The sequence below is a fragment of the Streptomyces sp. GD-15H genome (genome assembly GCF_045291515.1).
GTDB lineage: Bacteria > Actinomycetota > Actinomycetes > Streptomycetales > Streptomycetaceae > Streptomyces.
The window spans coordinates 2,932,000-2,955,116 of the sequence record NZ_CP149447.1 but is presented as its reverse complement, the minus strand read 5'-3'; the positions used below and the strand labels follow the sequence as shown (position 1 = coordinate 2,955,116).

Genomic DNA, 23,117 nt, shown 5'->3' with positions numbered 1-23,117 from the left:
ACCACAGGTGAGCGCCATGCTCACCGCTCTTGAACGGAACGCCCTGGGCCCGGCCGTGCAACGGCCGGGCCCAGGGCGCCGTGCGGCCGCGCCGGACTCCCCCTCCGCTCGGACGGCGGGACGACGGGTACGGCGGGACGATGGTTGCTGTACGGGTCGTCACCCGGCCAGGTCCGGCACCGGACGCAGGGGTGACCGACCGGGCAGGAGCTGGAGAGCGCATGCCTGCGGAGAGCACACCCGGGTCCGGTCCACGGGCTTGGAGGAGGCGCCGCACGCCGCACGACAAGCGGCACAGCGGTCTGAAGGCCGTGGCGTGGACCGCCGCGGCCGTCCTCGTCCTGGGCGGCGCCGGCGCCGGATACGTGTACGTCAGGCTCAACGGCAACCTCACGAGCATCGGCATCGACCGTCTTCTCGGCACCGACCGGCCCGAGAAGGCCGGCAACGGCTCCGAGAACTTCCTCGTCCTCGGTTCCGACACCCGCTCCGGGGGTAACCAGAGGCTCGGCGGCGGTGCCGACGACGGCAGCGCCCGCTCCGACGCCGCGATGATCGTGCACGTCCACGAGGGGCACAAGAAGGCGTCCGTGGTGTCCGTCCCGCGTGACACCGTCGTCGACCGGCCCGAGTGCACCGACGCCGAGGGCGGCACCCACTCCGCCGCGAACGGTGTGATGTTCAACTCCGCGTACGCCACGGGCGGGGCCGCCTGCGCAGTGAAGACCGTCGAGTCGATGACCGACCTGCGCATGGACCACTACCTGGAGGTCGACTTCACCGGCTTCCAGAAGCTCGTCGACGAACTGGGCGGCGTCGAGGTCACCACCACCGAGGACATCGACGACCCCGACAGCCACCTCAAGCTGACGGCCGGCACCCACCGGCTCGACGGCGAACAGGCCCTCGGCCTGGTGCGTACCCGGCACGGCGTCGGCGACGGCTCCGACCTGGGCCGCATCCAGCTCCAGCAAACCCTCGTCAGGGCCCTGGTCCGGCAGGTGAAGGAGGTCGGCCTCTTCACCCATCCCAAGAAGCTCTACGACATCGCCGACACGGCCACCAGGGCCGTCACCACCGACTCCGACCTGGGTTCGGTGAACTCCCTGGTGTCCTTCGCCGACGGCTTGAAGGGCATCAGCCCCGACAGCATGCACATGGTGACCATGCCGGTGCGCTACGACCCCGCCGACCCCAACCGCGTCCTGCCGCAGAAGGAGAAGGCGCGACTGGTCTGGGACGCCCTGAAGAACGACGAGCCGATCCCGCGCGCGGCGACGACGGGCACGGCCACGGGTGGGGCCAAGGGCGTCGTCAGCGCCTCTTGAGCGCGCCTCGAGCGCCCCTCGGGCACCCGGCGCCGCGAGCCGACCCCGCCCCGGGAACAAACGACGGCGGCCCCCGGTTTTGGGGGATGGCCCCAGTCCTGGCAGACTGGTACGTCGGCTCCGGTTCACGCTCCCGCATCCCGTGGTGGCGACCCGGCGCCCTCCCTGATCTAGGAGACACCTTGAAGCGCGACATCCACCCCGCGTACGTCGAGACGCAGGTCAGCTGCACCTGCGGCGCGTCGTTCACCACCCGCAGCACCATCGAGTCCGGCACCGTCCGGGCCGAGGTCTGCTCCGAGTGCCACCCGTTCTACACGGGCAAGCAGAAGATCCTCGACACCGGTGGCCGTGTGGCCCGCTTCGAGGCCCGCTTCGGCAAGGCCTCCGGCTCCAAGAAGTAGCGAGCCCCCTATCGCCGGTCCGCGGCGGCGCCTCCTCCGGGGGCGCCGGCCGGGCCGGCGTTTGGTCGCCCGCCTTCCCCTTCCCACGCAGTAGCAGGAGCCCAAGATGTTCGAGGCCGTCGAGGAACTCGTCACCGAACACGCCGACCTGGAGACGAAGCTCGCCGACCCGTCGGTCCACGCCGACCAGGCCAACGCGCGCAGGCTGAACAAGCGGTACGCCGAGCTCACCCCGATCGTCGCCACGTACCGCTCCTGGAAGCAGACGGGCGACGACATCGGGACCGCGCGTGAACTGGCCGCCGACGACCCGGACTTCGCCGCCGAGGTCAAGGACCTGGAGCAGCAGCAGCAGGGGCTGACCGAGAAGCTGCGGCTCCTGCTGGTCCCGCGTGACCCCAGCGACGACAAGGACGTCATCCTCGAGGTCAAGGCGGGCGCGGGCGGCGACGAGTCCGCCCTGTTCGCGGGTGACCTGCTGCGCATGTACCTGCGCTACGCCGAGCGGGTCGGCTGGAAGACCGAGATCATCGACGCCACCGAGTCGGAGCTGGGCGGCTACAAGGACGTCCAGGTCGCCGTGAAGACCAAGGGCGGCCAGGGCGCCACCGAGCCCGGACAGGGCGTGTGGGCCCGGCTGAAGTACGAGGGCGGCGTGCACCGCGTGCAGCGGGTGCCGGCCACCGAGTCGCAGGGCCGTATCCACACCTCCGCGGCGGGCGTCCTGGTGACGCCCGAGGCGGAGGAGATCGACGTCGAGATCAACCCGAACGATCTGCGGATCGACGTCTACCGGTCCTCGGGCCCCGGCGGGCAGTCCGTCAACACCACCGACTCCGCCGTGCGCATCACGCACGTCCCGACCGGAGTCGTCGCCTCCTGCCAGAACGAGAAGAGTCAGTTGCAGAACAAGGAGCAGGCACTGCGTATCCTGCGCTCCAGGCTGCTCGCGATGGCACAGGAGGAGGCGGAGCGGGAGGCCGCCGACGCCCGACGCAGCCAGGTCCGTACCGTCGACCGGTCCGAGAAGATCCGTACCTACAACTACCCGGAGAACCGCATCTCGGACCACCGCGTCGGGTTCAAGGCGTACAACCTGGACCAGGTCCTGGACGGCGACCTGGACGCGGTGATCCAGGCCTGTGTCGACGCGGACTCGGCCGCCAAGCTCGCCGCAGCGTAACTCTCGTAGACACCGGAGGACCAGCGTGCAGCAACATTTTGGGGGGCGCCCCCCAAACCCCCGCAGCGTGCTGCTCACGGAGGTGGCCCAGGCCACCCAGCGGCTCGCCGACGCCGGCGTGCCCTCGCCGCGTACCGACGCGGAGGAGCTCGCCGCGTTCGTGCACGGCGTCAAGCGCGGCGAGCTGCACCAGGTGAAGGACTCCGACTTCGACGCCCGGTACTGGGAGGTCGTCGCCCGCCGCGAGGCGCGCGAACCGCTCCAGCACATCACCGGGTACGCCTACTTCCGCTACCTCGAACTCCAGGTGGGGCCCGGGGTCTTCGTGCCGCGCCCGGAGACCGAGTCGGTCGTCGGATGGGCCATAGACGCGGTACGGGCCATGGACGTCGTCGAGCCGTGCGTCGTCGACCTGTGCACCGGCTCGGGCGCCATCGCGCTCGCGCTGGCCCAGGAGGTCCCCCGGTCCCGCGTGTACGCCGTGGAGATGTCCGAGGACGCCCTCGTGTGGACCCGCAAGAACATGGAGGGGTCGCGGGTCGAACTGCGCCAGGGCAACGCCCTGACGGCCTTCCCGGACCTCAACGGCCAGGTCGACCTGGTGGTCTCCAACCCGCCGTACATCCCGCTCACCGAATGGGAGTACGTCGCCCCCGAGGCACGGGACCACGACCCCGAGATGGCGCTGTTCTCCGGCGAGGACGGCCTCGACCTCATCCGCGGCCTGGAACGCACCGCGCACCGACTGCTGCGGCCCGGCGGGGTGGTGGTCGTCGAGCACGCCGACACCCAGGGCGGCCAGGTGCCGTGGATCTTCGCCGAGGACCGCGGCTGGACCGACGCCGCCGACCACCCCGACCTGAACAACCGGCCCCGGTTCGCCACCGCCCGCAAGGCGGTGCCGTGAGCCCCCCGCAGACTTCATCCACCCCCAGCCGCATGTGTACGAGGAGGCTCGCCAGATGGCTCGGCGATACGACACCAACGACGCGACCGACCGCGCGACCGGTCTGCGTGAAGCCGCGTCCGCCGTCCGTCGTGGCGAGCTCGTGGTGCTGCCGACGGACACGGTCTACGGCATCGGCGCGGACGCTTTCACCGGAGAGGCCGTCGCCGGCCTCCTGGAGGCCAAGGGACGCGGCCGCAACATGCCCACGCCGGTGCTCATCGGCTCGCCGAACACCCTGCACGGCCTGGTCACCGACTTCTCCGAGCAGGCCTGGGAACTGGTCGACGCCTTCTGGCCGGGCGCGCTGACGCTGGTCGCCCGGCACCAGCCGTCCCTCCAGTGGGACCTCGGGGACACCCGTGGCACGGTCGCCGTGCGGATGCCGCTGCACCCGGTCGCCATCGAACTGCTCACCGAGGTCGGCCCGATGGCCGTCTCCTCGGCCAACCTGACCGGGCACCCCGCTCCGGAGAACTGCGACGCGGCGCAGGACATGCTCGGCGACTCCGTCTCCGTCTACCTGGACGGTGGGCCCACCCCGGGCATCGTCCCCTCGTCGATCGTCGACGTCACGCGCCCCGTGCCCGTACTGCTGCGCGAAGGCGCCCTCTCTCCGGAGGAGCTGCGCAAAGTGGTACCCGACCTCGAGGTGGCGAATTGACGGCGCCCGAGTCAGGGCGTGGCATAGGCAACAGGGAACGCAGCGCGGAGGAAACGACCACCTTCGGGTTTCCGCGCGACACCTTCCGCATTCTCCACGTCAGCACCGGAAACGTCTGCCGCTCGCCCATCACCGAGCGGCTGACCCGGCATTTCGTGAACCAGCGGCTGGGCATCCTGGGCTGCGGCCTGATAGTGGAGAGCGCGGGCACCTGGGGGCACGAGGGCGCGCCGATGGAGACGCACGCGGAGACCGTGCTGGCCGAGTTCGGCGCGGACGCCTCCGGCTTCGTCGGCCGTGAGCTGCTGGACGAGCACGTCATCCGCGCCGACCTGGTACTGACCGCGACCCGGGACCACCGTGCCCAGGTCATCTCCATGGGCCACTCGGCGGGCCTGCGCACCTTCACCCTGAAGGAGTTCACCCGCCTGGTGAACGCGATCGACCCGGCGACGCTGCCTCCGCTGGACGAGGGCCTGGTGATGCGCGCCCGCGCCCTGGTCCGCGCCGCCGCCGCGCTGCGCGGCTGGCTGCTGGCCCCGACCGCTGAGGCGGACGAGGTCTTCGACCCGTACGGGGCACCCCTGCCCCTCTTCCGCTCCATCGGCGACGAGATACACCAGGCCCTGGACCCGGTCGTCACAGCCCTCACCGGCGTCCCGACCCGGGCCTGACCGCTCCGCTCGGGGCCGCCCGACCGTCCTGCGCGGGGTGCCGTGGTGCCCGAGTACCTCATGCGGGTGGCCGCCCCGGCCGTGGTGTCCGGGCCGGCGTGGTCCCGGGCGCCGTTCCCACCGCCACGTGTGGCGCAGGCCGGACGGGCTCCGTACGGGCTGTCAGGGTGGCCGTGGCCGTGAGCGGGTGCCCGCCGACCTCCGGGTGGCGTCCGGCAGCCCCCGGGAGGGTGTGGCGGTCGGGCGGTCCCGGGGAGGCGGGCCTACATTGGTCGTACGTCAGCGTCGACGTCCGGGAGCCCACCATGACGGTCACCCATGCCCTCGAGGGTGAGTTCGGGGTCCTGCGCCGGCAGGACCCCGAACTCGCCGAGATCCTGCTCGGCGAGCGCGAGCGGCAGGCGAGCACGCTCCAGCTGATCGCCGCCGAGAACTTCACCTCGCCGGCCGTGCTGGCCGCCCTCGGCTCAGCGCTGGCCAACAAGTACGCCGAGGGATACCCGGGCGCCCGCCACCACGGCGGCTGCGAGATCGTCGACGTCGCCGAACGCCTCGCCGTGGAGCGTGCCAAGGCGCTGTTCGGCGCCGACCACGCCAACGTCCAGGCGCACTCCGGCTCGTCGGCCGTGCTGGCCGCCTATGCCACCCTGCTGCGCCCCGGAGACACCGTCCTCGCCCTCGGCCTGCCCCACGGCGGCCACCTCACCCACGGCTCGCCCGCGAACTTCTCCGGCCGCTGGTTCGACTTCGTCGGCTACGGCGTGGACGCGGAGACCGGACTCATCGACCACGACCAGGTCCGCACCCTGGCCCGTACGCACCGGCCCAAGGCGATCGTGTGCGGCTCCATCGCCTACCCCCGCCACCTCGACCACGCCTTCTTCCGCGAGGTGGCCGACGAGGTCGGCGCCTACCTCATCGCGGACGCCGCGCACCCCATCGGCCTGGTCGCCGGGGGAGCGGCCCCGAACCCGGTCCCGTACGCCGACATCGTCTGCGCGACGACGCACAAGGTGCTGCGGGGGCCGCGCGGCGGCATGATCCTGTGCGGCGCGGAACTGGCCGAGCGCGTCGACCGCGCCGTCTTCCCCTTCACCCAGGGCGGGGCGCAGATGCACACCATCGCCGCCAAGGCGGTCGCGTTCGGGGAGGCGGCGACCCCGGCGTTCACCGTGTACGCCCACCAGGTGGTCGCCAACGCGAGGGCGCTCGCCGCCGCACTGGCCGACGAGGGGCTGATCGTCACCACCGGCGGCACCGACACCCATCTGATCACCGCCGACCCCGCCCCGCTCGGCGTCGACGGGCGCGAGGCCCGCGGCCTGCTGGCGGGAGCCGGGATCGTCCTGGACTGCTGCGCGCTGCCGCACGCCGACGACCGCGGGCTGCGCCTGGGCACCGCGGCGGTGACCACGCAGGGCATGGGGGAGCCGGAGATGGCGTTGGTCGCGGGACTGCTGGCGAGCGTCCTCAGGGGCGGCACCGAGCCCGCACGGGCCCGCGAGGACGTACGGGAACTGACCGCGGCCTTTCCGCCATATCCCGGCTGAGACGTGTCACCCGGCCGGGGTTTCGCACCTGTATCGGCGCGGATGCGGGGTAGGCGCATCCGCATGTCGGGCCAGGCGCACAGTCACTCGTGCAACCATCGTCGCCACCCGGAAGTCCTCACCCGTATGCGTGCCTCGCTAGGGTGTGGGGCTGTGATGGCCAGCGAGATCTGTGGGGAAGCCCGTGCGTGAATACCTGCTGACGCTCTGCATCACGGCCGCGGTGACGTACCTGCTGACAGGGCCGGTACGGAAGTTCGCGATCGTGGCGGGGGCGATGCCGGAGATCCGGGCACGTGACGTGCACCGGGAACCCACTCCGCGGCTCGGCGGGATCGCCATGTTCTTCGGGCTGTGCGCGGGACTGCTGGTGGCCGGCCACCTCACCAACCTCAACCAGCTCTTCGAGAAGTCCAACGAGCCGCGGGCGCTGCTCTCCGGGGCGGCGCTGATCTGGCTGATCGGTGTGCTGGACGACAAGTTCGAGATCGACGCCCTGATCAAGCTGGGCGGGCAGATGATCGCCGCCGGTGTGATGGTCATGCAGGGTCTGACGATCCTGTGGCTGCCCATCCCCGGCGTCGGCTCGGTCGCCCTCACCCAGTGGCAGGGCACGCTGCTCACGGTCGCCCTGGTCGTCATCACCATCAACGCGGTCAACTTCGTCGACGGCCTGGACGGCCTGGCGGCCGGCATGGTGTGCATCGCGGGGACGGCGTTCTTCCTGTACGCGTACCGCATCTGGTACTCGTACGGCATCGAGGCCGCCGCCCCGGCGACGCTGTTCTCGGCCATCCTGATGGGCATGTGCCTGGGTTTCCTGCCGCACAACATGCATCCCGCGCGCATCTTCATGGGCGACTCCGGCTCCATGCTCATCGGCCTGGTCCTCGCCGCCGGTGCGATCTCCATCACAGGCCAGGTCGACCCGGACGCGCTGAACCTGTACGCGGGTTCGGAGAAGGAGGCCGTGCACCAGACGGTGCCGGTCTACATCCCGCTGCTGCTGCCGCTGACGATCATCGCGGTGCCGGCCGCCGACCTGGTCCTGGCCATCGTGCGGCGCACCTGGCGCGGCCAGTCGCCCTTCGCGGCGGACCGGGGCCATCTGCACCACCGTCTGCTGGAGATCGGCCACTCGCACAGCAGGGCGGTGCTGATCATGTACTTCTGGTCGGCGCTGATCGCCTTCGGCGCGCTCGCCTACTCGGTCAACTCGGCGTCCATGTGGATCGTGCTGAGCGTCGTCATCCTGAGCGCCCTCGGTCTGCTGCTGCTCCTGCTGCCCCGGTTCACCCCGCGCGCCCCACGCTGGGCGGAGGCGTTCGTCCCGCCGCGCTACCGCCGCCGCAGGGTCTTGGTGGCGGAGGCGTCCGGCGACCCCGCCGCGGCGCACTCACGGGCCGCCGACGGCCCGGAGGAGGCCGCTGCCGGCCATCGCGCCCCGGTCACCGCCGGCGTCTCGGGCGTCAACGGCGCGACGGCCCTCAGCCACCACGCACGCCTGGGCGACCGGGGAAGGCCGGCAGCTCCCGCTGAGGGGCGTCGGGGCGGACGTCACGGTCAAGGTAAGAATCCGACTAGAGCATTGCCAAGTCGTGGGGCTGCGATGGGGCACTCTTGGGGGTGTCAAGTGCCCCAATATCAGACAATTCGCCCCCTCGCGCGCTCAGACGCGCACACTCACTCGCATGCGTGATCTTCCATGCCGTCGCTAGGTAAAGACTCCATCAAATAGTTTGTGATACCGTTCACGAGTCTCGCCGGAGAGAGCCGACGGACCGTGGTGCGACGGTTCGACGGTGGGGAGGAAAACTCACTCCGTCCGGGGGACTACGCTCGTCCCCGACGACATCCCATGTGCCTCATACCCCCTTTTCAAAGCGGAGTTCCGTCATGCCGTCCAACGACGTCCGGATTCTGATCCAGGCTGCCGTACCCACCGCTGCCGTCGGTGCGGTCGCAGTCGCGGTCGGTGGTGCCGTCGAAGGCGGCCAGGGGGTGATCGGAGCGGTCATCGGGGCGCTGCTCGTGATCCTGCTCATGGGGACGGGCCTGTACGTCCTGCAGTGGATCGCCAAGTCGATACCTCATCTGTTCCAGGCGATGGGGCTGATGATGTACATGACCCAGATCCTGCTGATCTTCGTCTTCATCGCGCTCTTCAAGGACACGACCCTGTTCCACCCGCAGGTCTTCGCCCTCTCCCTGCTCGTCTCCACCCTCACCTGGGTCGCCGCGCAGGCACGGGCCACGATGAAGGCCAAGACCTTCTACGTGGACCCCGAGCCGACGACGGCCGGGAGCGCGGCGGAGAAGAAGGAAACATCGGAGCGGCCGTCGTGAGACGTAGGGCCGGGATAAAGGCGCATGACGGACCCTGCTATCGTCCGATGCCAACTGCGGCATCGCGGGCGCGGGCATCCGAGCTGACGCCTGTCACATCGCGAGGCGAGATGCCCCATTGCCGCCCCCATATCCGTAACACCAGTCCCGTGCCGAACCGCGGCCCCGTGCCGCGCCGACACCACGAGGTTGCCGAATCCATGCGCCACGCTGAAGGAGCCCGCGGTGAGTGCTGACCCGACACAGGTGCTCGCCTTCGAGACCGACTGCCACATCTTCGACGGCTGTGGCTTCCCGTCTCCCGGGCTGCACTCGTTCCTGTTCGAGCCCCTGTGGGGCGACGGCGACAGCAGCGTGTACTTCAACAAGACGATGCTGCTGGCGCTGCTCGGCTCGATCATCATCATCGGCTTCTTCTGGGCGGCGTTCCGCCAGCCAGGTCGTCCCCGGCAAGTTCCAGATGGTCGCCGAGGCCGGCTACGACTTCGTCCGCCGAGGCGTCGTCTACGAGACGATGGGCAAGCGCGAGGGCGAGAAGTACGTCCCGTTCGTCGTCGCGCTGTTCTTCTTCGTCTGGATGCTGAACCTCTGGTCGATCATCCCGCTCGCCCAGATGCCGGTGACGTCGATCTTCGCGTACCCGCTGGGGCTCGCGTTGCTCGTCTACCTGGTGTGGGTCTCGCTGACCTTCAAGCGGCACGGCTTCGTCGGCGCCCTGAAGAACTTCACCGGCTACGACAAGTCGCTCGGTGCCGCGCTGCCGGTCGTCATGCTGATCGAGGCCTTCTCCAACCTGCTCGTGCGGCCCTTCACCCACGCCGTGCGACTCTTCGCGAACATGTTCGCGGGCCACATCCTGCTGGTGCTGTTCACCATCGCCAGCTGGTACCTGCTGAACGGCATCGGCATCGCCTACGCCGGCGTCTCGTTCGTGATGGTCCTGGTGATGACCGTCTTCGAGCTCTTCATCCAGGCCCTGCAGGCGTACGTCTTCGTCCTGCTGACCGTCACCTACATCCAGGGCGCGCTCGCCAAGCAGCACTGAGCGTCCCGCACCGCCCCCATTCGACCGGTGGCCCACCCCCACCGGCCCGTGAAGAAAAGGAAGAACCGGAATGTCCCAGACCCTTGCCGCCGTCACCGGCTCCATCGCTTCCATCGGCTACGGCATCGCCGCGTTCGGTCCCGGCATCGGCGTCGGCATCATCTTCGGCAAGGGCACCGAGGCCCTCGCCCGTCAGCCCGAGGCCGCCGGTCTGATCCGCGCCAACCAGATCCTCGGCTTCGCCTTCTGTGAGGCGCTCGCCCTCATCGGTCTGGTCATGCCGTTCGTCTACGGCAAGTGATCATCTGATCCGCGACCGACTCAGCAGACGAAAGGCACTCTGATATGAGCCCACTGCTTCATATCGCGGCCGAGGAGGCTCAGAACCCCCTCGTTCCGCCGATTCCCGAGCTCGTCATCGGCCTGCTCGCCTTCGTCATCGTCTTCGGTTTCCTCGCCAAGAAGCTCCTCCCGAACATCAACAAGGTTCTGGAGCAGCGTCGCGAGGCCATCGAGGGCGGTATCGAGAAGGCCGAGGCCGCTCAGACCGAGGCCCAGAGCGTTCTCGAGCAGTACAAGGCCCAGCTCGCCGAGGCCCGGCACGAGGCCGCGCGACTGCGCCAGGAGGCGCAGGAGCAGGGCGCCGTGCTCATCGCCGAGATGCGCGCGGAAGGCCAGCGGCAGCGTGAGGAGATCATCGCCGCCGGTCACTCGCAGATCGAGGCGGACCGCAAGGCCGCCGCGTCGGTGCTGCGCCAGGACGTCGGCAAGCTCGCCACCGACCTGGCCGGCAAGCTCGTCGGCGAGTCCCTCGAGGACCACGCCCGGCAGAGCCGCGTGATCGACCGGTTCCTCGACGACCTCGACCAGAAGGCCGAGGCCGCACGATGAACGGAGCGAGCCGCGAGGCCCTGGCAGCCGCACGTGAGCGTCTCGACGCGCTGACGGACTCCACGTCCGTCAACGCCGGCTCGCTCGCCGAAGAGCTGGCCGCCGTCACCGCGCTGCTCCACCGCGAGGTGTCGCTGCGCCGGGTCCTCACCGACCCGGCGCAGGACGGCGAGGCCAAGGCGGAACTGGCCCAGCGCCTGCTCGGCGCCCAGGTCGGCGGCGCTGCCGCCGACCTGGTGTCCGGCATGGTGCGCTCCCGCTGGTCGCAGTCCCGCGACCTGGTGGACGCACTGGAGGAGCTGGCCGACCTCACCGACCTCACCGCCGCACAGCAGGCGGGCGCGCTCGACGGTGTCGAGGACGAGCTGTTCCGGTTCGGCCGGATCGTCTCCTCGAGCAACGAACTGCGCGCCGCGCTGACCGACCGCAAGGCCACCACCTCCGCCAAGAGCGAGCTGTTGCACAGCCTGCTCGGACGCAAGGCGCACGCGACCACCGAACGTCTGGTGACGCGTCTGGTCAACGCGCCCCGTGGACGTAGCCTGGAAGCGGGACTCGAGTCCCTGTCCAAGCTCGCCGCCGGACGTCGTGACCGCATGGTGGCCGTCGTCACCTCCGCGGTGCCGCTGAGCGACTCGCAGAAGCAGCGCCTCGGCGCCAGCCTCGCGAAGCTCTACGGCCGCCGCATGCATCTCAACCTCGCCGTGGACCCCGAGGTCATCGGCGGGGTACGGGTGCAGGTCGGTGACGAGATCATCAACGGTTCCCTCGCGGACCGGCTGGAGGACGCGAGCCGCCGGCTGGCGGGCTAGCGCCGACGCTGAACTCGCAGACGACGCGACCGGCACGACCGGTCCGGCGGATGCGGCAACTGAACACCACGTACGTACTGACGGCCCTGGTTGGGCCGTGCAGAGGATTCACCTCTTCCAGGGGGGAGTCCCCATCCCCCCAAAGTGAAACTTCGGGCCCAACAAGGAGAGCAGGGAACTCAGATGGCGGAGCTCACGATCCGGCCGGAGGAGATCCGGGACGCGCTGGAGAACTTCGTCCAGTCGTACAAGCCGGACGCGGCCTCGCGCGAGGAAGTCGGCACGGTCACCGTTGCCGGCGACGGCATCGCCAAGGTCGAGGGTCTGCCCTCGGCCATGGCCAACGAGCTGCTGAAGTTCGAGGACGGCACCCTCGGCCTCGCCCTCAACCTCGAGGAGCGCGAGATCGGTGCCATCGTCCTCGGTGAGTTCAGCGGCATCGAGGAGGGCCAGCCGGTCGCCCGCACCGGCGAGGTCCTGTCCGTCGCCGTGGGCGAGGGCTACCTCGGCCGCGTGGTCGACCCGCTCGGCAACCCGATCGACGGCCTCGGCGAGATCGAGACCGAGGGCCGCCGCGCCCTCGAACTGCAGGCCCCCACGGTCATGCAGCGCAAGTCGGTGCACGAGCCGATGGAGACGGGCTACAAGGCCGTCGACGCCATGACCCCGATCGGCCGCGGTCAGCGTCAGCTGATCATCGGCGACCGCGGCACCGGCAAGACCGCGCTGGCCGTCGACACGATCATCAACCAGCGTGACAACTGGCGCACGGGCGACGTGAACAAGCAGGTCCGCTGCATCTACGTCGCCATCGGCCAGAAGGGCTCCACCATCGCGTCGATCCGCCGCGCGCTGGAGGAGAACGGCGCCCTGGAGTACACGACCATCGTCGCCGCCCCGGCGTCCGACCCGGCCGGCTTCAAGTACCTGGCGCCCTACACCGGTTCCGCCATCGGTCAGCACTGGATGTACCAGGGCAAGCACGTCCTGATCGTCTTCGACGACCTGTCGAAGCAGGCCGACGCCTACCGCGCCGTGTCGCTGCTGCTGCGCCGCCCGCCGGGCCGCGAGGCCTACCCGGGTGACGTCTTCTACCTGCACTCCCGGCTGCTGGAGCGCTGCGCGAAGCTCTCCGACGACATGGGCGCGGGTTCGATGACCGGTCTGCCGATCATCGAGACCAAGGCCAACGACGTCTCGGCGTTCGTCCCGACCAACGTCATCTCCATCACCGACGGCCAGTGCTTCCTGGAGTCCGACCTGTTCAACGCCGGTCAGCGTCCGGCCCTGAACGTCGGTATCTCGGTCTCCCGCGTCGGTGGCTCCGCCCAGCACAAGGCGATGCGCCAGGTCTCCGGCCGTCTGCGCGTGGACCTCGCCCAGTTCCGTGAGCTGGAGGCGTTCGCCGCCTTCGGTTCCGACCTGGACGCCGCGTCGAAGTCGCAGCTGGAGCGCGGTCAGCGCCTGGTCGAGCTGCTGAAGCAGAACCAGTACGAGCCGATGGCCACCGAGGACCAGGTCGTCTCCGTCTGGGCCGGCACCACCGGCAAGATGGACGAGGTGCCGGTCGCCGACGTTCGCCGCTTCGAGAGGGAGCTGCTGGAGTACCTGCACCGCAAGGAGCAGGGCCTCATGATCTCCATCCGTGAGGGCGCCAAGATGTCCGACGACACGATCCAGGCCGTGGGCGACGCGATCGCGGAGTTCAAGAAGCAGTTCGAGACGGGCGAAGGCAAGCTGCTCGGCGAGGACGCTCCGGCCGCTGCCGCCAAGTGACGTTCAAGGAAGGGACCTGACTCATGGGAGCCCAGCTCCGGGTCTACAAGCGTCGCATCCGATCCGTCACCGCGACCAAGAAGATCACCAAGGCGATGGAGATGATCGCCGCCTCGCGCGTCGTCAAGGCGCAGCGCAAGGTGCGGTCCTCCACGCCGTACGCCCAGGAACTGACCCGTGCGGTCACGGCCGTCGGTACCGGTTCGGACGCCAAGCACCCGCTGACGACGGAGGCGGAGAACCCGACCCGTGCCGCGGTCCTGCTCCTCACGAGCGACCGCGGCCTGGCCGGCGCCTTCAACGCCAACGCGATCAAGGCGGCGGAGCAGTTGACCGCGCGCCTGGAGGGCGAGGGCGTGGAGGTCGACACGTACATCGTCGGCCGCCGTGGGCTCGCGCACTACAACTTCCGTGAGCGCAAGATCGCGGAATCGTTCACGGGCTTCACCGACGAGCCCACGTACGCGGACGCCAAGACCGTCGCGGCGCCGCTGATCGAGGTCATCGAGAAGGACACGGCGGACGGCGGAGTGGACGAACTCCACATCGTCTACACCGAGTTCGTCTCGATGATGACGCAGACCGCGATCGACTCCCGGCTGCTTCCGCTGCGCCTCGAAGAGGTCGCGGGGGAGACGGCGTCCACCAAGGACGAGGTCCTTCCGCTGTACGACTTCGAGCCCTCGGCGGAGGACGTCCTCGACGCCCTGCTGCCGCGCTACGTGGAGAGCCGCATCTACAACGCGCTGCTCCAGTCGGCCGCTTCGAAGCACGCCGCCACACGGCGCGCGATGAAGTCGGCCACCGACAACGCGGGTGAGCTGATCGACACGCTCTCCCGTCTTGCCAACGCGGCCCGCCAGGCCGAAATCACCCAGGAAATCAGCGAGATCGTCGGTGGCGCAGGCGCCCTGGCCGACGCGACCGCGGGGAGTGACAAATAATGACCACCACTGTTGAGACCGCGACGGCCACGGGCCGCGTCGCCCGGGTCATCGGCCCGGTCGTCGACGTGGAGTTCCCCGTCGACGCGATGCCGGAGATCTACAACGCCCTGCACGTTGAGGTCGCCGACCCGGCGAACGCGGGAGAGCTGAAGACGCTGACGCTCGAGGTGGCCCAGCACCTGGGCGGCGGCCTGGTCCGCACCATCTCCATGCAGCCCACCGACGGTCTGGTCCGCCAGGCCCCGGTGACCGACACGGGTACGGCGATCTCCGTCCCCGTCGGTGACTTCACCAAGGGCAAGGTGTTCAACACCCTTGGTGAGGTGCTGAACAGCGACGAGACCTACGACGGCGAGCGCTGGACGATCCACCGCAAGGCCCCGGCGTTCGACCAGCTCGAGTCCAAGACCGAGATGTTCGAGACGGGTCTGAAGGTCGTCGACCTGCTCACCCCGTACGTCAAGGGCGGAAAGATCGGTCTGTTCGGCGGCGCCGGCGTCGGCAAGACCGTTCTCATCCAGGAAATGATCATGCGTGTGGCGAAGCTGCACGAGGGTGTGTCGGTCTTCGCGGGCGTGGGCGAGCGCACCCGTGAGGGCAACGACCTCATGGCCGAGATGGAGGAGGCCGGCGTTCTGGACAAGACCGCCCTGGTCTTCGGCCAGATGGACGAGCCCCCGGGCACCCGTCTGCGCGTCGCGCTGGCCGGCCTCACCATGGCCGAGTACTTCCGCGACGTCCAGAAGCAGGACGTGCTGTTCTTCATCGACAACATCTTCCGCTTCACCCAGGCCGGTTCCGAGGTGTCGACCCTGCTCGGCCGTATGCCCTCCGCGGTGGGCTACCAGCCGAACCTGGCCGACGAGATGGGTCTCCTCCAGGAACGCATCACCTCGACCCGCGGTCACTCGATCACCTCGATGCAGGCGATCTACGTCCCCGCCGACGACCTGACCGACCCGGCCCCGGCCACCACCTTCGCCCACCTCGACGCGACGACGGTGCTTTCCCGTCCGATCTCGGAGAAGGGCATCTACCCGGCCGTGGACCCGCTGGACTCCACGTCCCGCATCCTGGACCCGCGCTACATCACGCAGGACCACTACGACGCGGCCATGCGCGTGAAGAACATCCTGCAGAAGTACAAGGACCTCCAGGACATCATCGCGATCCTCGGTATCGACGAGCTCGGCGAGGAGGACAAGCTCGTCGTCCACCGTGCCCGTCGCGTGGAGCGCTTCCTGTCCCAGAACACCCACGCTGCCAAGCAGTTCACCGGCGTGGACGGGTCGGACGTGTCGCTGGACGAGTCGATCACGGCGTTCAACGCCATCTGCGACGGTGAATTCGACCACTTCCCGGAGCAGGCGTTCTTCATGTGCGGTGGCATCGAGGACCTCAAGAAGAACGCGAAGGAGCTGGGCGTCTCCTGAGCCTCGCGCTCGAGTCGGGGGGCGGGCACACCGCCCCGCCCCCCGGCCCACGCCCATTAGACTTGTAACCCACACCCGGCGGGCCTGCCGGGTGGTGACCCGAGGAGCCATCTTGGCTGCTGAGCTGCACGTCGCGCTGGTCGCGGCCGACCGAGAGGTCTGGTCGGGCGAGGCCACCCTGGTCGTCGCGCGCACCACGTCCGGCGACATCGGCGTCATGCCCGGTCACCAGCCGCTGCTCGGTGTGCTGGAGTCGGGACCGGTGACCATCCGTACGAACGACGGCGGGACGGTCGTCGCCGCGGTGCACGGCGGTTTCCTCTCGTTCGCGGACGACAAGCTGTCGCTGCTGGCCGAGATCGCCGAACTGTCGCACGAGATCGATGTCAAGCGCGCGAAGCGGGCGCGGGAGCGTGCGAAGTCGGAGGCGGACGCCTCGGCGGAGCGGCGCGCGGACGTACGACTGCGTGCGGCGGCGGAGCACTGAACGACCCGAGGCACCTTCCAGGCCGTCTAGGCTCTGGGGGAGCCGTGCATTGACGTCACTCAGCCGCGGCTGGGACCGGAGCGATCCGGACCCGGTCGCGGCTGAGGCAGATCTGGATGATTTTTCCGTTCCGTTACCTAGGAGACGAGGAGGTCGGTGTCGATGGTCCTCGCTCTGACTGTGTGCGGAAGTGTCGTGGCGCTCGTGGTGGTGGCTCTCTTCGTCTTCGGCCTGCGCCGCCGCCTCATCCAGCGCTCCGGCGGAACGTTCGACTGCAGCCTGCGCTGGGAGGCCCCGGAACCGGGCGACTCCGGCGGCAAGGGCTGGGCGTACGGGGTGGCCCGCTACAACAGTGACCGGGTGGAGTGGTTCCGCGTCTTCTCCTACGCGCCGCGTCCGCGCCGCGTCCTGGAGCGTTCGGCGATCGAGGTGGCCGGCCGCCGGGTGCCCGAGGGCGAGGAGGAGCTGGCGCTGCTGTCGGACGCGGTGATCCTGGCCTGCCTGCACCGGGGCAGGCGGCTGGAGCTGGCGATGAGCGACGACGCGCTGACCGGTTTCCTCGCATGGCTGGAGGCGGCGCCGCCCGGACAGAGGGTGAACGTCGCGTAGAGCGACGTTCAGGGCCCCGCTGGGTGGGGTCCCCCCGGCAGCGGAGCTGTTGGGGGGAGGGTGAACGTCGCTCAGCCCGGTCAGGCCTGCTTCAGCCCGCTGTCCGTGGCGCTCATCAGCTTCCCACTATGGCCACAGGTCAATGGGTTCGGACCAATGGGGAGCGTCCTGGCACACGACGGCTGGATCCCGAGGGGATCCAGCCGTCGGAAGCACCGCGGAGGTCGGCCGCGCGGAGGGACGCGTCTGTCAGGCGGCCATCGGCTGCCATTCGGTCAGGTCGCTTTCCTCGGCGAAGAGGCGGGGGGCGAGCACCCTGAGATGGGCAGGCGGCTGCTGGCGCGCGGGCACGAGGCGCAGCGTCTTGATTCCGTCGTCCTCTTGCGTCTGCTCCTCGTCCTCGAACCCCGCGAACCGGTAGGCGATCTCCATCATCCGGTTGCGCTCCGTACGCCGGAAGGAAGCCGTCAGCCCGGTGCCGGCAAGGGCTGCCTCGTCGGTGAGCCAGCGCAGGAGGGCGGCGCCCACCCCGAAGGACACCACACGGCAGGAGGTGGCCAGCAGCTTGATGTGGAAGGCCTCCGGCCGTCGCTCCAACAGGATCACCCCGACGGCGCCGTGCGGGCCGAACCGGTCGGTGAGCGACGCGACCAGCACCTCGTGCCGCTCGTCCGATATCAGGGCACGCAGCGCGTCCTTCGAGTAGTACACCCCGGTCGCGTTCATCTGGCTGGTGCGCAACGTCAGTTCCTCCACGCGCGCGATGCCCTCCTCGTTCGCCCGGTGGATGCTCAGCTCCAGGCCGAGCGTACGCATGAACTCCTCATCGGTGCCGGCGTGTCCGGTCCGCTCGGTGTCCCGCTGGAAGCCCGCCTGGTACATCACTCGGCGGTTGCGGGCGTCCGCCGTGACCACGGCCGGCGTGAACTCCGGCTTGTTCAGCAGCTCGAGGACGTCCTCGGCGGTGTAGCAGCGGACCTCGGGAAGGTGGTAAGAGACCTCGGCGCGTTCGGTGGGCTGGTCGTCGACGAACGCGATGGTTCTGAGGTCGAAGTTGAGCCGGTCGGCGATCGCGCGCACGGATGCCGACTTCGGCCCCCAGTTGATCTGCGGCAGGACGAAGTACTCCGCCAGCCCCAGCTTCTCCAGCCGCTGCCAGGCGTGATCGTGGTCATTGCGGCTGGCCACGGACTGCAGGACGCCCCGGGCGTCCAGCTCGCGCACCACCTCTCGGACAGCCGCCGGCACGTCCACGTCGCCGTCCTCGAGGAGGGTGCCCTGCCACAGCGTGTTGTCCAGGTCCCAGAGCAGGCATTTGACGGTCGGCTGCTGCGTCACCGCTGATTCCCTTCTCGTCGGGTGGGCATCGTCACACTTCCCACAGGGTCACCGTCCAGGCCGCGACCGGACTGTTGCTGAGTACGAGCACGTGCGCCCCCGGCTCCAACTCGCCGAGGGCGAGCAGCCGGTCCAGGTTGAGCACCACGTCCATCGGGCCGAGGTGCCCGTAGTCGGCGAGGTGGGCCGCGCACACCGGATGGATCGGCAGGCCCAGGCTGACGCGGTAGAAGTCGAACGCACTGGCGGTGACGTTCTGCATCAGTGTGGCGGAAACGTCCGCCTTGGTGATGCCGGCGTCGGCCAGCACCTCGTCGACCATGCGGTCCAGCCGCTTGCGGCTGTGCATGGCCAGCTCGAAGGAGTAGCGGTCGTTGTCGAGGCACTCCTCACGCCACTGGGACCACGGCCGCGCCTTGTAGTCCACCCGGAACAGGTCGTGGAAGGAGCTGTCGGCCTCCATGCGGTGCGCCCTGAGCACCGGCCGTCCGCCCCGTACGAGGGTCATGGCGAAGGCGCCGTCTCCGATCACGGTGACGGGCCGGCGTACCCGGTCGGCAGCGGTCGGGCGGCTTCCGTAGGTGAGGAGTACGCTGTTGCGGCTCGGATCACCGAGCAGCAGGTCGCGGGCCAGCCCCCAGGCGGCCGAGGAACCGGCGCAGCCCAGACCGTCCACCGTGAAGGGGAAGACGTCCTTCAGCCCGGCCAGATGCGCGATCTTGCCGGAGTCGGAGCCGATCAGCACGTCCGGGGCGCGGGAGGCGATGTGCACCATCAGGTCGGGGGGCTCCGGCAGCCGGGCGACCAGTTCCCGGCACGCGCGGGCGGCCAGTTCGGTGGCCTCGGTGTCCGGGAAGACGCCCACCGTCTTCACCCCGGCCTGCTCGGCGAACTTCAGCTCCTCCTCGCTGAGCCGGGACAGCTCCGGCAGGTCGACGACGGCGGTGCGGTCCTCCGGCAGCAGACAGGACACCGCGCCTATGCCGATCTCGTCGGTCCTGTGGGTCATGCCGTTTCCTCCAGCGCTCGTTCGGCGAGGATGAGCTGGCAGAGCTCCTCGCTGCCTTCGATGATCTGCATCAACTTGGCGTCCCGGTAGGCGCGTGCCACCGTTCCGCCGTCCCGCGAGCCGGCGGAGGCGAGGACCTGTACCGCTGTGGCGGCGGCCCGTGCCGCGCCGCCGGCGGCAACGTGCTTGGCGAGCACGGCGGCGGTCGACAGGTCCGGGGCGTGGGTGTCCCAGCGGTCGGAGGCGGCCTCGCAGACCAGGGCCGCCGTCCGCTCGGCCGTGTAGAGCTCGGCCAGATGCCGTGCGACGAGCTGATGCTCCGCCAGTGGCTTGCCGAACTGCTCCCGACCGAGGGCGTGGGCCGCGGCCGCCCGCAGGCAGGCGCGGATGATGCCGACGCACCCCCAGGCCACCGACATCCGCCCGTAGGTGAGGGAGAGGGTGGTCAGCAGGCCCAGCGGCAGACCGGTGCCGGACAGCACGCTGGTGGCCGGGAGACGTACCTCCTCCAGGAGCACGTCGGCATGCCCGGCCGCGCGGCATCCCAGCGGGTTGCCCACCGGTCGCAGGGCGACCCCCTGGGCTCGCGTCGGTACGAGCACGGCCGTGGCGTCGCCCCGGTAGCGGCCGAAGACCACCACCACGTCGGCGTAGGCGGCAGCGGTCGACCACACCTTGTGGCCGCTCACGACCACGCTGTCGCCGTCGTCCTCGACCGTGGTGCTGATCGCCGACAGGTCGCTGCCCGCCTGAGGCTCGCTGAAGGCCACGGCGGCCAGCCAGCCCCCGGTGAGCCGGCCCAGCTCGCCGACGCGCTGTTCGCGGGTACCGAACCGCTGGATGGTCCAGGCGGCCATGCCCTGCGACGTCATCACGCTCCGCAGCGAGCTGCACATGCTGCCCGCGTGGGCGGTCAGTTCGCCGTTGCGGCGGCTCGACCATCCGCGCCCGCCGTACTCCTGCGGGACCTCGGCGCACAGCACGCCGGCGGCACCGAGTTCCCGCAGGACCCGCTCGGGTATGGCGCCCTCCAGGTCCCATGCCGCGGCTCGGTCACCGATCGCCGCGGTGATGAGCGCGGCCGGCTCCTCAGCCATGACTACCGGCCAGACGCAGCACGAGGGCGGTCATGGCCCGGACCGTGCGGAAGTTGTCGATCCGCAGGTCGGGTCCTTCCACAGTGACACCGAAGGCCTGTTCGATGTGCACCACCAGTTCCATCGCGAACATGGAGGAGACACCGCCGGTGCCGAAGAGGTCGGTGTCGGCGTCCCAGGACGTCCGGGTGTGCTTCTCGAGGAAGCGTGTGAGGTCGGCCTCCACCTGTTCTGCTGTGATCCCACGGGCCGTTGTGGGCTCGCTCATGTCCGTTCCTCTCAGGGTCTCTTGTGGGCAAGGGTGAGGCCGTCCGCCACGGTCAGCAGGGAGATCTCCACGCGGTCGTCGTCGCGCAGCCGGGCGTTGAGTTCGCGGATGGCCCGGGTGTCCGCGTCCTGGGCGGCCGGATCGGCGACCCGGCCGAAGAACAGCGTGTTGTCCACCACGACCAGACCGCCCGGCCGCAGCAGCGTCAGGCACTGCTCGTAGTAACGGGGGTAGTTGGCCTTGTCGGCGTCGATGAAAGCCAGGTCGAAACTGCCGGTGCCACGCTCCGCCACGAGCCGGTCGAGGGTCTCGCCGGCGTCGGCGAGCCGGAGGACGATCCGGTCGGCCACCCCGGCGCGCTGCCAGTAGCGGGTCGCGATACGGGTCCAGCGCTCGCTGTTGTCGCAGGTGACCAGGGTGCCGTCCGCGGGCAGGGCGCGGGCCATGCACAGGCTGCTGTAGCCGGTGAAGGTGCCGACCTCCAAGACGTCGCGGGCGCCGGTGAGCCGTACCAGCAGGGCGAGGAACTGGGCCTCCTCGGGCAGCGCGAGCATGGCCCGGAGCATCGGCATGCCGGCGGTCTCCGCGCGCAGGTCGCGCAGTACGTCGTCGTCGCGCAGCGACACCGCCCGTACGTAGTCGTGCAGCCGCTCGTCCAGGGAGAGCTGACCGGCCATCAGGCCCACCCCCCCGCGGCGTAGGTGTAGAAGCCGCGGCCGCTCTTGCGGCCGTGCTCGCCGTCGCGCACCTTGCGCAGCAGCAGTTCGCAGGGGCGGCAGCCCTCGTCGCCGGTGCGCCGGTGCAGCACCCGCAGGGAGTCCACGAGGTTGTCCAGGCCGATCAGGTCGGCGGTGCGCAGCGGACCGGTCCGGTGGCCGAGGCAGTCCTGCATCAGAAGGTCCACGTCCTCGGCGGTGGCCTGTCCCGACTCCACGATGCGGGCCGCGTCGTTGATCATGCGGTGCAGCAGCCGGCTGGTGACGAAACCGGGTCCGTCGGCGACGTGCACCCCCTTGCGGCCCAGGGCGCCGAGCAGCCGGGTCACGCCGTCCAGCGCCGGCTGCCCGGTGCGGGGACCGCGGATCACCTCCACGGTGCCGATCAGGTAGGAGGGGTTCATGAAGTGCACCCCGATCAGCTTCTCGGGGCAGCCGATACGATCGGCCAGCTCGTCCACCGGGATGGAGGAGGTGTTGGTGACCAACACCGTGTCCGGTCCGGTCAGCTGGTCGATACCGGCGAGCGCCTTGGCCTTCACCTCGGCGTCCTCGGTGACCGCTTCGATCACCGCCTCCGCCCCCTGGCAGTCGTCCGCCGAGGCGGCGATCGTCAGTTCACCCGGCGGCCCGTCGGGGCGCACGCCCATGAGCCGGGCCGTGCGCAGCTCATGCTCGATCCTGGCCCGGATTCCCGCTCGTCGGACGGGTCCGTCTCGACGAGGGTCACCGGCAGGCCCCGGCCGAGTGCCAGGGTCGTGATGCTGACCCCCATCACCCCGGCTCCCAGTACGGCGAGTCGCGGAGCCGGCTGTTGTTCTGTCACCGCGCGTACCTCCCCCACCCCTCGGGCGGGCATCGATGAGTCGTTCGCTCGGGCAATTGGTCTGGACTGTGGTTCTCCCACCGGTGCCGGTCGCGCCCGGGATCGCCGGGGGTGACGGACCTGTGCCGTGCTGCGTCGCCGTCCCGGGCCGCCGCGGCACACGGCGAGGAGATTCTCCGGTCCAGTGGGGAGTGGCGTCTCGGAGCGGTGGCCGAATTTGTTGCGCTAGGGCGCCATGGTCCTCCCCCTGATCATCCGCACGGTGACCGTAACACCATAGGTCGGCTTTCTGGCAGGTCGCAATTGCCCGCCGCGGCCGGTGTGCGGTGCGCTGCGAAAAGCCATCTGAGGGAAGTGTGTCTAGATGTCTGCTTTCGCGCTCAATGGTCGCAGGTAGGGGATGGTTGAGCGACTGTCCGAAGGTTTTCGATGTGGCTGAAAAGAGTTGCTGTGGCATTGCTCGAGTGTGGTCGTCAGGTGCGTCCGCCCTGCTGTGACCTGGCCTTACTGTGCCCTCTCGTGAGGTGGGGGGCGAGGGTGGTGCCGGGCGGTTGCACCCTTGCCTGTCAAAGATCGGGAGTGTTACCGTCCGGCGGGAGTGAAGATCGAATGGGGGGTGGACATAGTGTGCGCATCGACGTAGTTCGAATCTCTCATTTATGTGTCGGTGCCCGCATCGCCCTTTTCTGAGTGCATTCCTTACCTGCCTCCAGTGCGGCCCTTATTTGTCTCTGCTGCGGCTTTCCGTATTCCTCTCCGGGATTTCGG

22 protein-coding genes and 2 pseudogenes are annotated in these 23,117 nt (G+C 69.6%); 18 read left to right on the top strand and 6 right to left on the bottom strand.

From position 1 onward, the window contains the following. Window positions 1-221: 221 nt before the first annotated feature. The 18 genes and pseudogenes from WJ438_RS13575 to WJ438_RS13490 all read left to right on the top strand — a co-directional run bounded on the left by WJ438_RS13575 (window position 222) and on the right by WJ438_RS13490 (window position 17,095). Complete coding sequence (locus WJ438_RS13575) at window positions 222-1,328, top strand: LCP family protein (RefSeq protein WP_406725470.1); 1,107 nt, start codon at window positions 222-224, stop codon at window positions 1,326-1,328. 182 nt (window positions 1,329-1,510) lie between these two features. Then, entirely contained in the window at window positions 1,511-1,732 is a 222-nt protein-coding gene (gene rpmE, locus WJ438_RS13570) for a 50S ribosomal protein L31 (RefSeq protein ID WP_202277427.1), read from the top strand. A gap of 106 nt (window positions 1,733-1,838) precedes the next feature. Then, window positions 1,839-2,915, top strand: a complete 1,077-nt coding sequence (gene prfA, locus WJ438_RS13565; protein ID WP_406725469.1) for a peptide chain release factor 1 — start codon at window positions 1,839-1,841, stop codon at window positions 2,913-2,915. 67 nt (window positions 2,916-2,982) lie between these two features. Beyond that, a complete protein-coding gene (gene prmC, locus WJ438_RS13560; protein ID WP_406725468.1) occupies window positions 2,983-3,822 on the top strand; it encodes a peptide chain release factor N(5)-glutamine methyltransferase in 840 nt (279 codons plus the stop codon). Between the two features lie 55 nt (window positions 3,823-3,877). Next, the gene (locus WJ438_RS13555; protein WP_406725467.1) at window positions 3,878-4,525 is read left to right on the top strand and encodes an L-threonylcarbamoyladenylate synthase; all 648 of its coding nucleotides are present in this window, start codon (window positions 3,878-3,880) and stop codon (window positions 4,523-4,525) included. Further along, window positions 4,522-5,199 (top strand): protein-tyrosine-phosphatase, encoded by a 678-nt coding sequence (locus WJ438_RS13550; RefSeq protein WP_406725466.1) that lies wholly within the window; start codon window positions 4,522-4,524, stop codon window positions 5,197-5,199. The genes WJ438_RS13555 and WJ438_RS13550 overlap by 4 nt, the downstream gene beginning before the upstream one ends. A gap of 305 nt (window positions 5,200-5,504) precedes the next feature. Beyond that, entirely contained in the window at window positions 5,505-6,749 is a 1,245-nt protein-coding gene (gene glyA, locus WJ438_RS13545; RefSeq protein WP_406725465.1) for a serine hydroxymethyltransferase, read from the top strand. Window positions 6,750-6,933: 184 nt separating this feature from the next. Next, window positions 6,934-8,448 (top strand): MraY family glycosyltransferase, encoded by a 1,515-nt coding sequence (locus tag WJ438_RS13540; protein WP_406725464.1) that lies wholly within the window; start codon window positions 6,934-6,936, stop codon window positions 8,446-8,448. A gap of 197 nt (window positions 8,449-8,645) precedes the next feature. Then, window positions 8,646-9,095 carry a hypothetical protein gene (locus tag WJ438_RS13535; protein WP_406725463.1) on the top strand — a complete coding sequence of 150 codons (450 nt, stop codon included), beginning with the start codon at window positions 8,646-8,648 and terminating at the stop codon, window positions 9,093-9,095. A 225-nt stretch (window positions 9,096-9,320) separates the two neighbouring features. Next, window positions 9,321-10,140, top strand: a pseudogene (atpB, locus tag WJ438_RS13530) (F0F1 ATP synthase subunit A). Between the two features lie 70 nt (window positions 10,141-10,210). Continuing rightward, window positions 10,211-10,441: an ATP synthase F0 subunit C gene (gene atpE / locus WJ438_RS13525; protein ID WP_363037620.1), complete on the top strand. Its 231-nt coding sequence runs from the start codon at window positions 10,211-10,213 to the stop codon at window positions 10,439-10,441. Window positions 10,442-10,485: 44 nt separating this feature from the next. Further along, window positions 10,486-11,031: a F0F1 ATP synthase subunit B gene (locus tag WJ438_RS13520; RefSeq protein WP_406725462.1), complete on the top strand. Its 546-nt coding sequence runs from the start codon at window positions 10,486-10,488 to the stop codon at window positions 11,029-11,031. Then, window positions 11,028-11,843, top strand: coding sequence for a F0F1 ATP synthase subunit delta (locus tag WJ438_RS13515; RefSeq protein ID WP_406725461.1), 816 nt, complete (start codon window positions 11,028-11,030; stop codon window positions 11,841-11,843). Before WJ438_RS13520 ends, WJ438_RS13515 begins: the two co-directional genes overlap by 4 nt. A 183-nt stretch (window positions 11,844-12,026) precedes the next feature. After that, the gene (gene atpA / locus WJ438_RS13510; RefSeq protein ID WP_406725460.1) at window positions 12,027-13,619 is read left to right on the top strand and encodes a F0F1 ATP synthase subunit alpha; all 1,593 of its coding nucleotides are present in this window, start codon (window positions 12,027-12,029) and stop codon (window positions 13,617-13,619) included. Between the two features lie 23 nt (window positions 13,620-13,642). Next, window positions 13,643-14,563 (top strand): F0F1 ATP synthase subunit gamma, encoded by a 921-nt coding sequence (locus WJ438_RS13505; protein ID WP_406725459.1) that lies wholly within the window; start codon window positions 13,643-13,645, stop codon window positions 14,561-14,563. Beyond that, the gene (gene atpD / locus WJ438_RS13500) at window positions 14,563-15,999 is read left to right on the top strand and encodes a F0F1 ATP synthase subunit beta (protein WP_406725458.1); all 1,437 of its coding nucleotides are present in this window, start codon (window positions 14,563-14,565) and stop codon (window positions 15,997-15,999) included. The genes WJ438_RS13505 and atpD overlap by 1 nt, the downstream gene beginning before the upstream one ends. A 112-nt stretch (window positions 16,000-16,111) precedes the next feature. Continuing rightward, complete coding sequence (locus WJ438_RS13495; protein ID WP_406725457.1) at window positions 16,112-16,486, top strand: F0F1 ATP synthase subunit epsilon; 375 nt, start codon at window positions 16,112-16,114, stop codon at window positions 16,484-16,486. A gap of 162 nt (window positions 16,487-16,648) precedes the next feature. Continuing rightward, window positions 16,649-17,095: a DUF2550 domain-containing protein gene (locus tag WJ438_RS13490; protein ID WP_406725456.1), complete on the top strand. Its 447-nt coding sequence runs from the start codon at window positions 16,649-16,651 to the stop codon at window positions 17,093-17,095. A gap of 249 nt (window positions 17,096-17,344) precedes the next feature. Here the strand turns inward: WJ438_RS13490 and WJ438_RS13485 are convergent, their stop codons facing one another. The 6 genes and pseudogenes from WJ438_RS13485 to WJ438_RS13460 all read right to left on the bottom strand — a co-directional run bounded on the left by WJ438_RS13485 (window position 17,345) and on the right by WJ438_RS13460 (window position 22,382). Then, entirely contained in the window at window positions 17,345-18,433 is a 1,089-nt protein-coding gene (locus tag WJ438_RS13485) for an HAD-IIIC family phosphatase (protein ID WP_406725455.1), read from the bottom strand. A gap of 31 nt (window positions 18,434-18,464) precedes the next feature. Continuing rightward, window positions 18,465-19,442 carry a 3-oxoacyl-[acyl-carrier-protein] synthase III C-terminal domain-containing protein gene (locus tag WJ438_RS13480; RefSeq protein ID WP_406725454.1) on the bottom strand — a complete coding sequence of 326 codons (978 nt, stop codon included), beginning with the start codon at window positions 19,440-19,442 and terminating at the stop codon, window positions 18,465-18,467. Beyond that, entirely contained in the window at window positions 19,439-20,539 is a 1,101-nt protein-coding gene (locus WJ438_RS13475; protein ID WP_406725453.1) for an acyl-CoA dehydrogenase family protein, read from the bottom strand. The genes WJ438_RS13480 and WJ438_RS13475 overlap by 4 nt, the downstream gene beginning before the upstream one ends. Further along, window positions 20,532-20,807, bottom strand: a complete 276-nt coding sequence (locus WJ438_RS13470; protein ID WP_406725452.1) for an acyl carrier protein — start codon at window positions 20,805-20,807, stop codon at window positions 20,532-20,534. The genes WJ438_RS13475 and WJ438_RS13470 overlap by 8 nt, the downstream gene beginning before the upstream one ends. An 11-nt stretch (window positions 20,808-20,818) precedes the next feature. Continuing rightward, window positions 20,819-21,484: an O-methyltransferase gene (locus WJ438_RS13465; RefSeq protein ID WP_406725450.1), complete on the bottom strand. Its 666-nt coding sequence runs from the start codon at window positions 21,482-21,484 to the stop codon at window positions 20,819-20,821. Beyond that, a pseudogene (locus tag WJ438_RS13460) lies at window positions 21,484-22,382 on the bottom strand (3-hydroxyacyl-CoA dehydrogenase family protein). The gene WJ438_RS13465 and the pseudogene WJ438_RS13460 overlap by 1 nt, the downstream one beginning before the upstream one ends. Window positions 22,383-23,117: the final 735 nt, after the last annotated feature.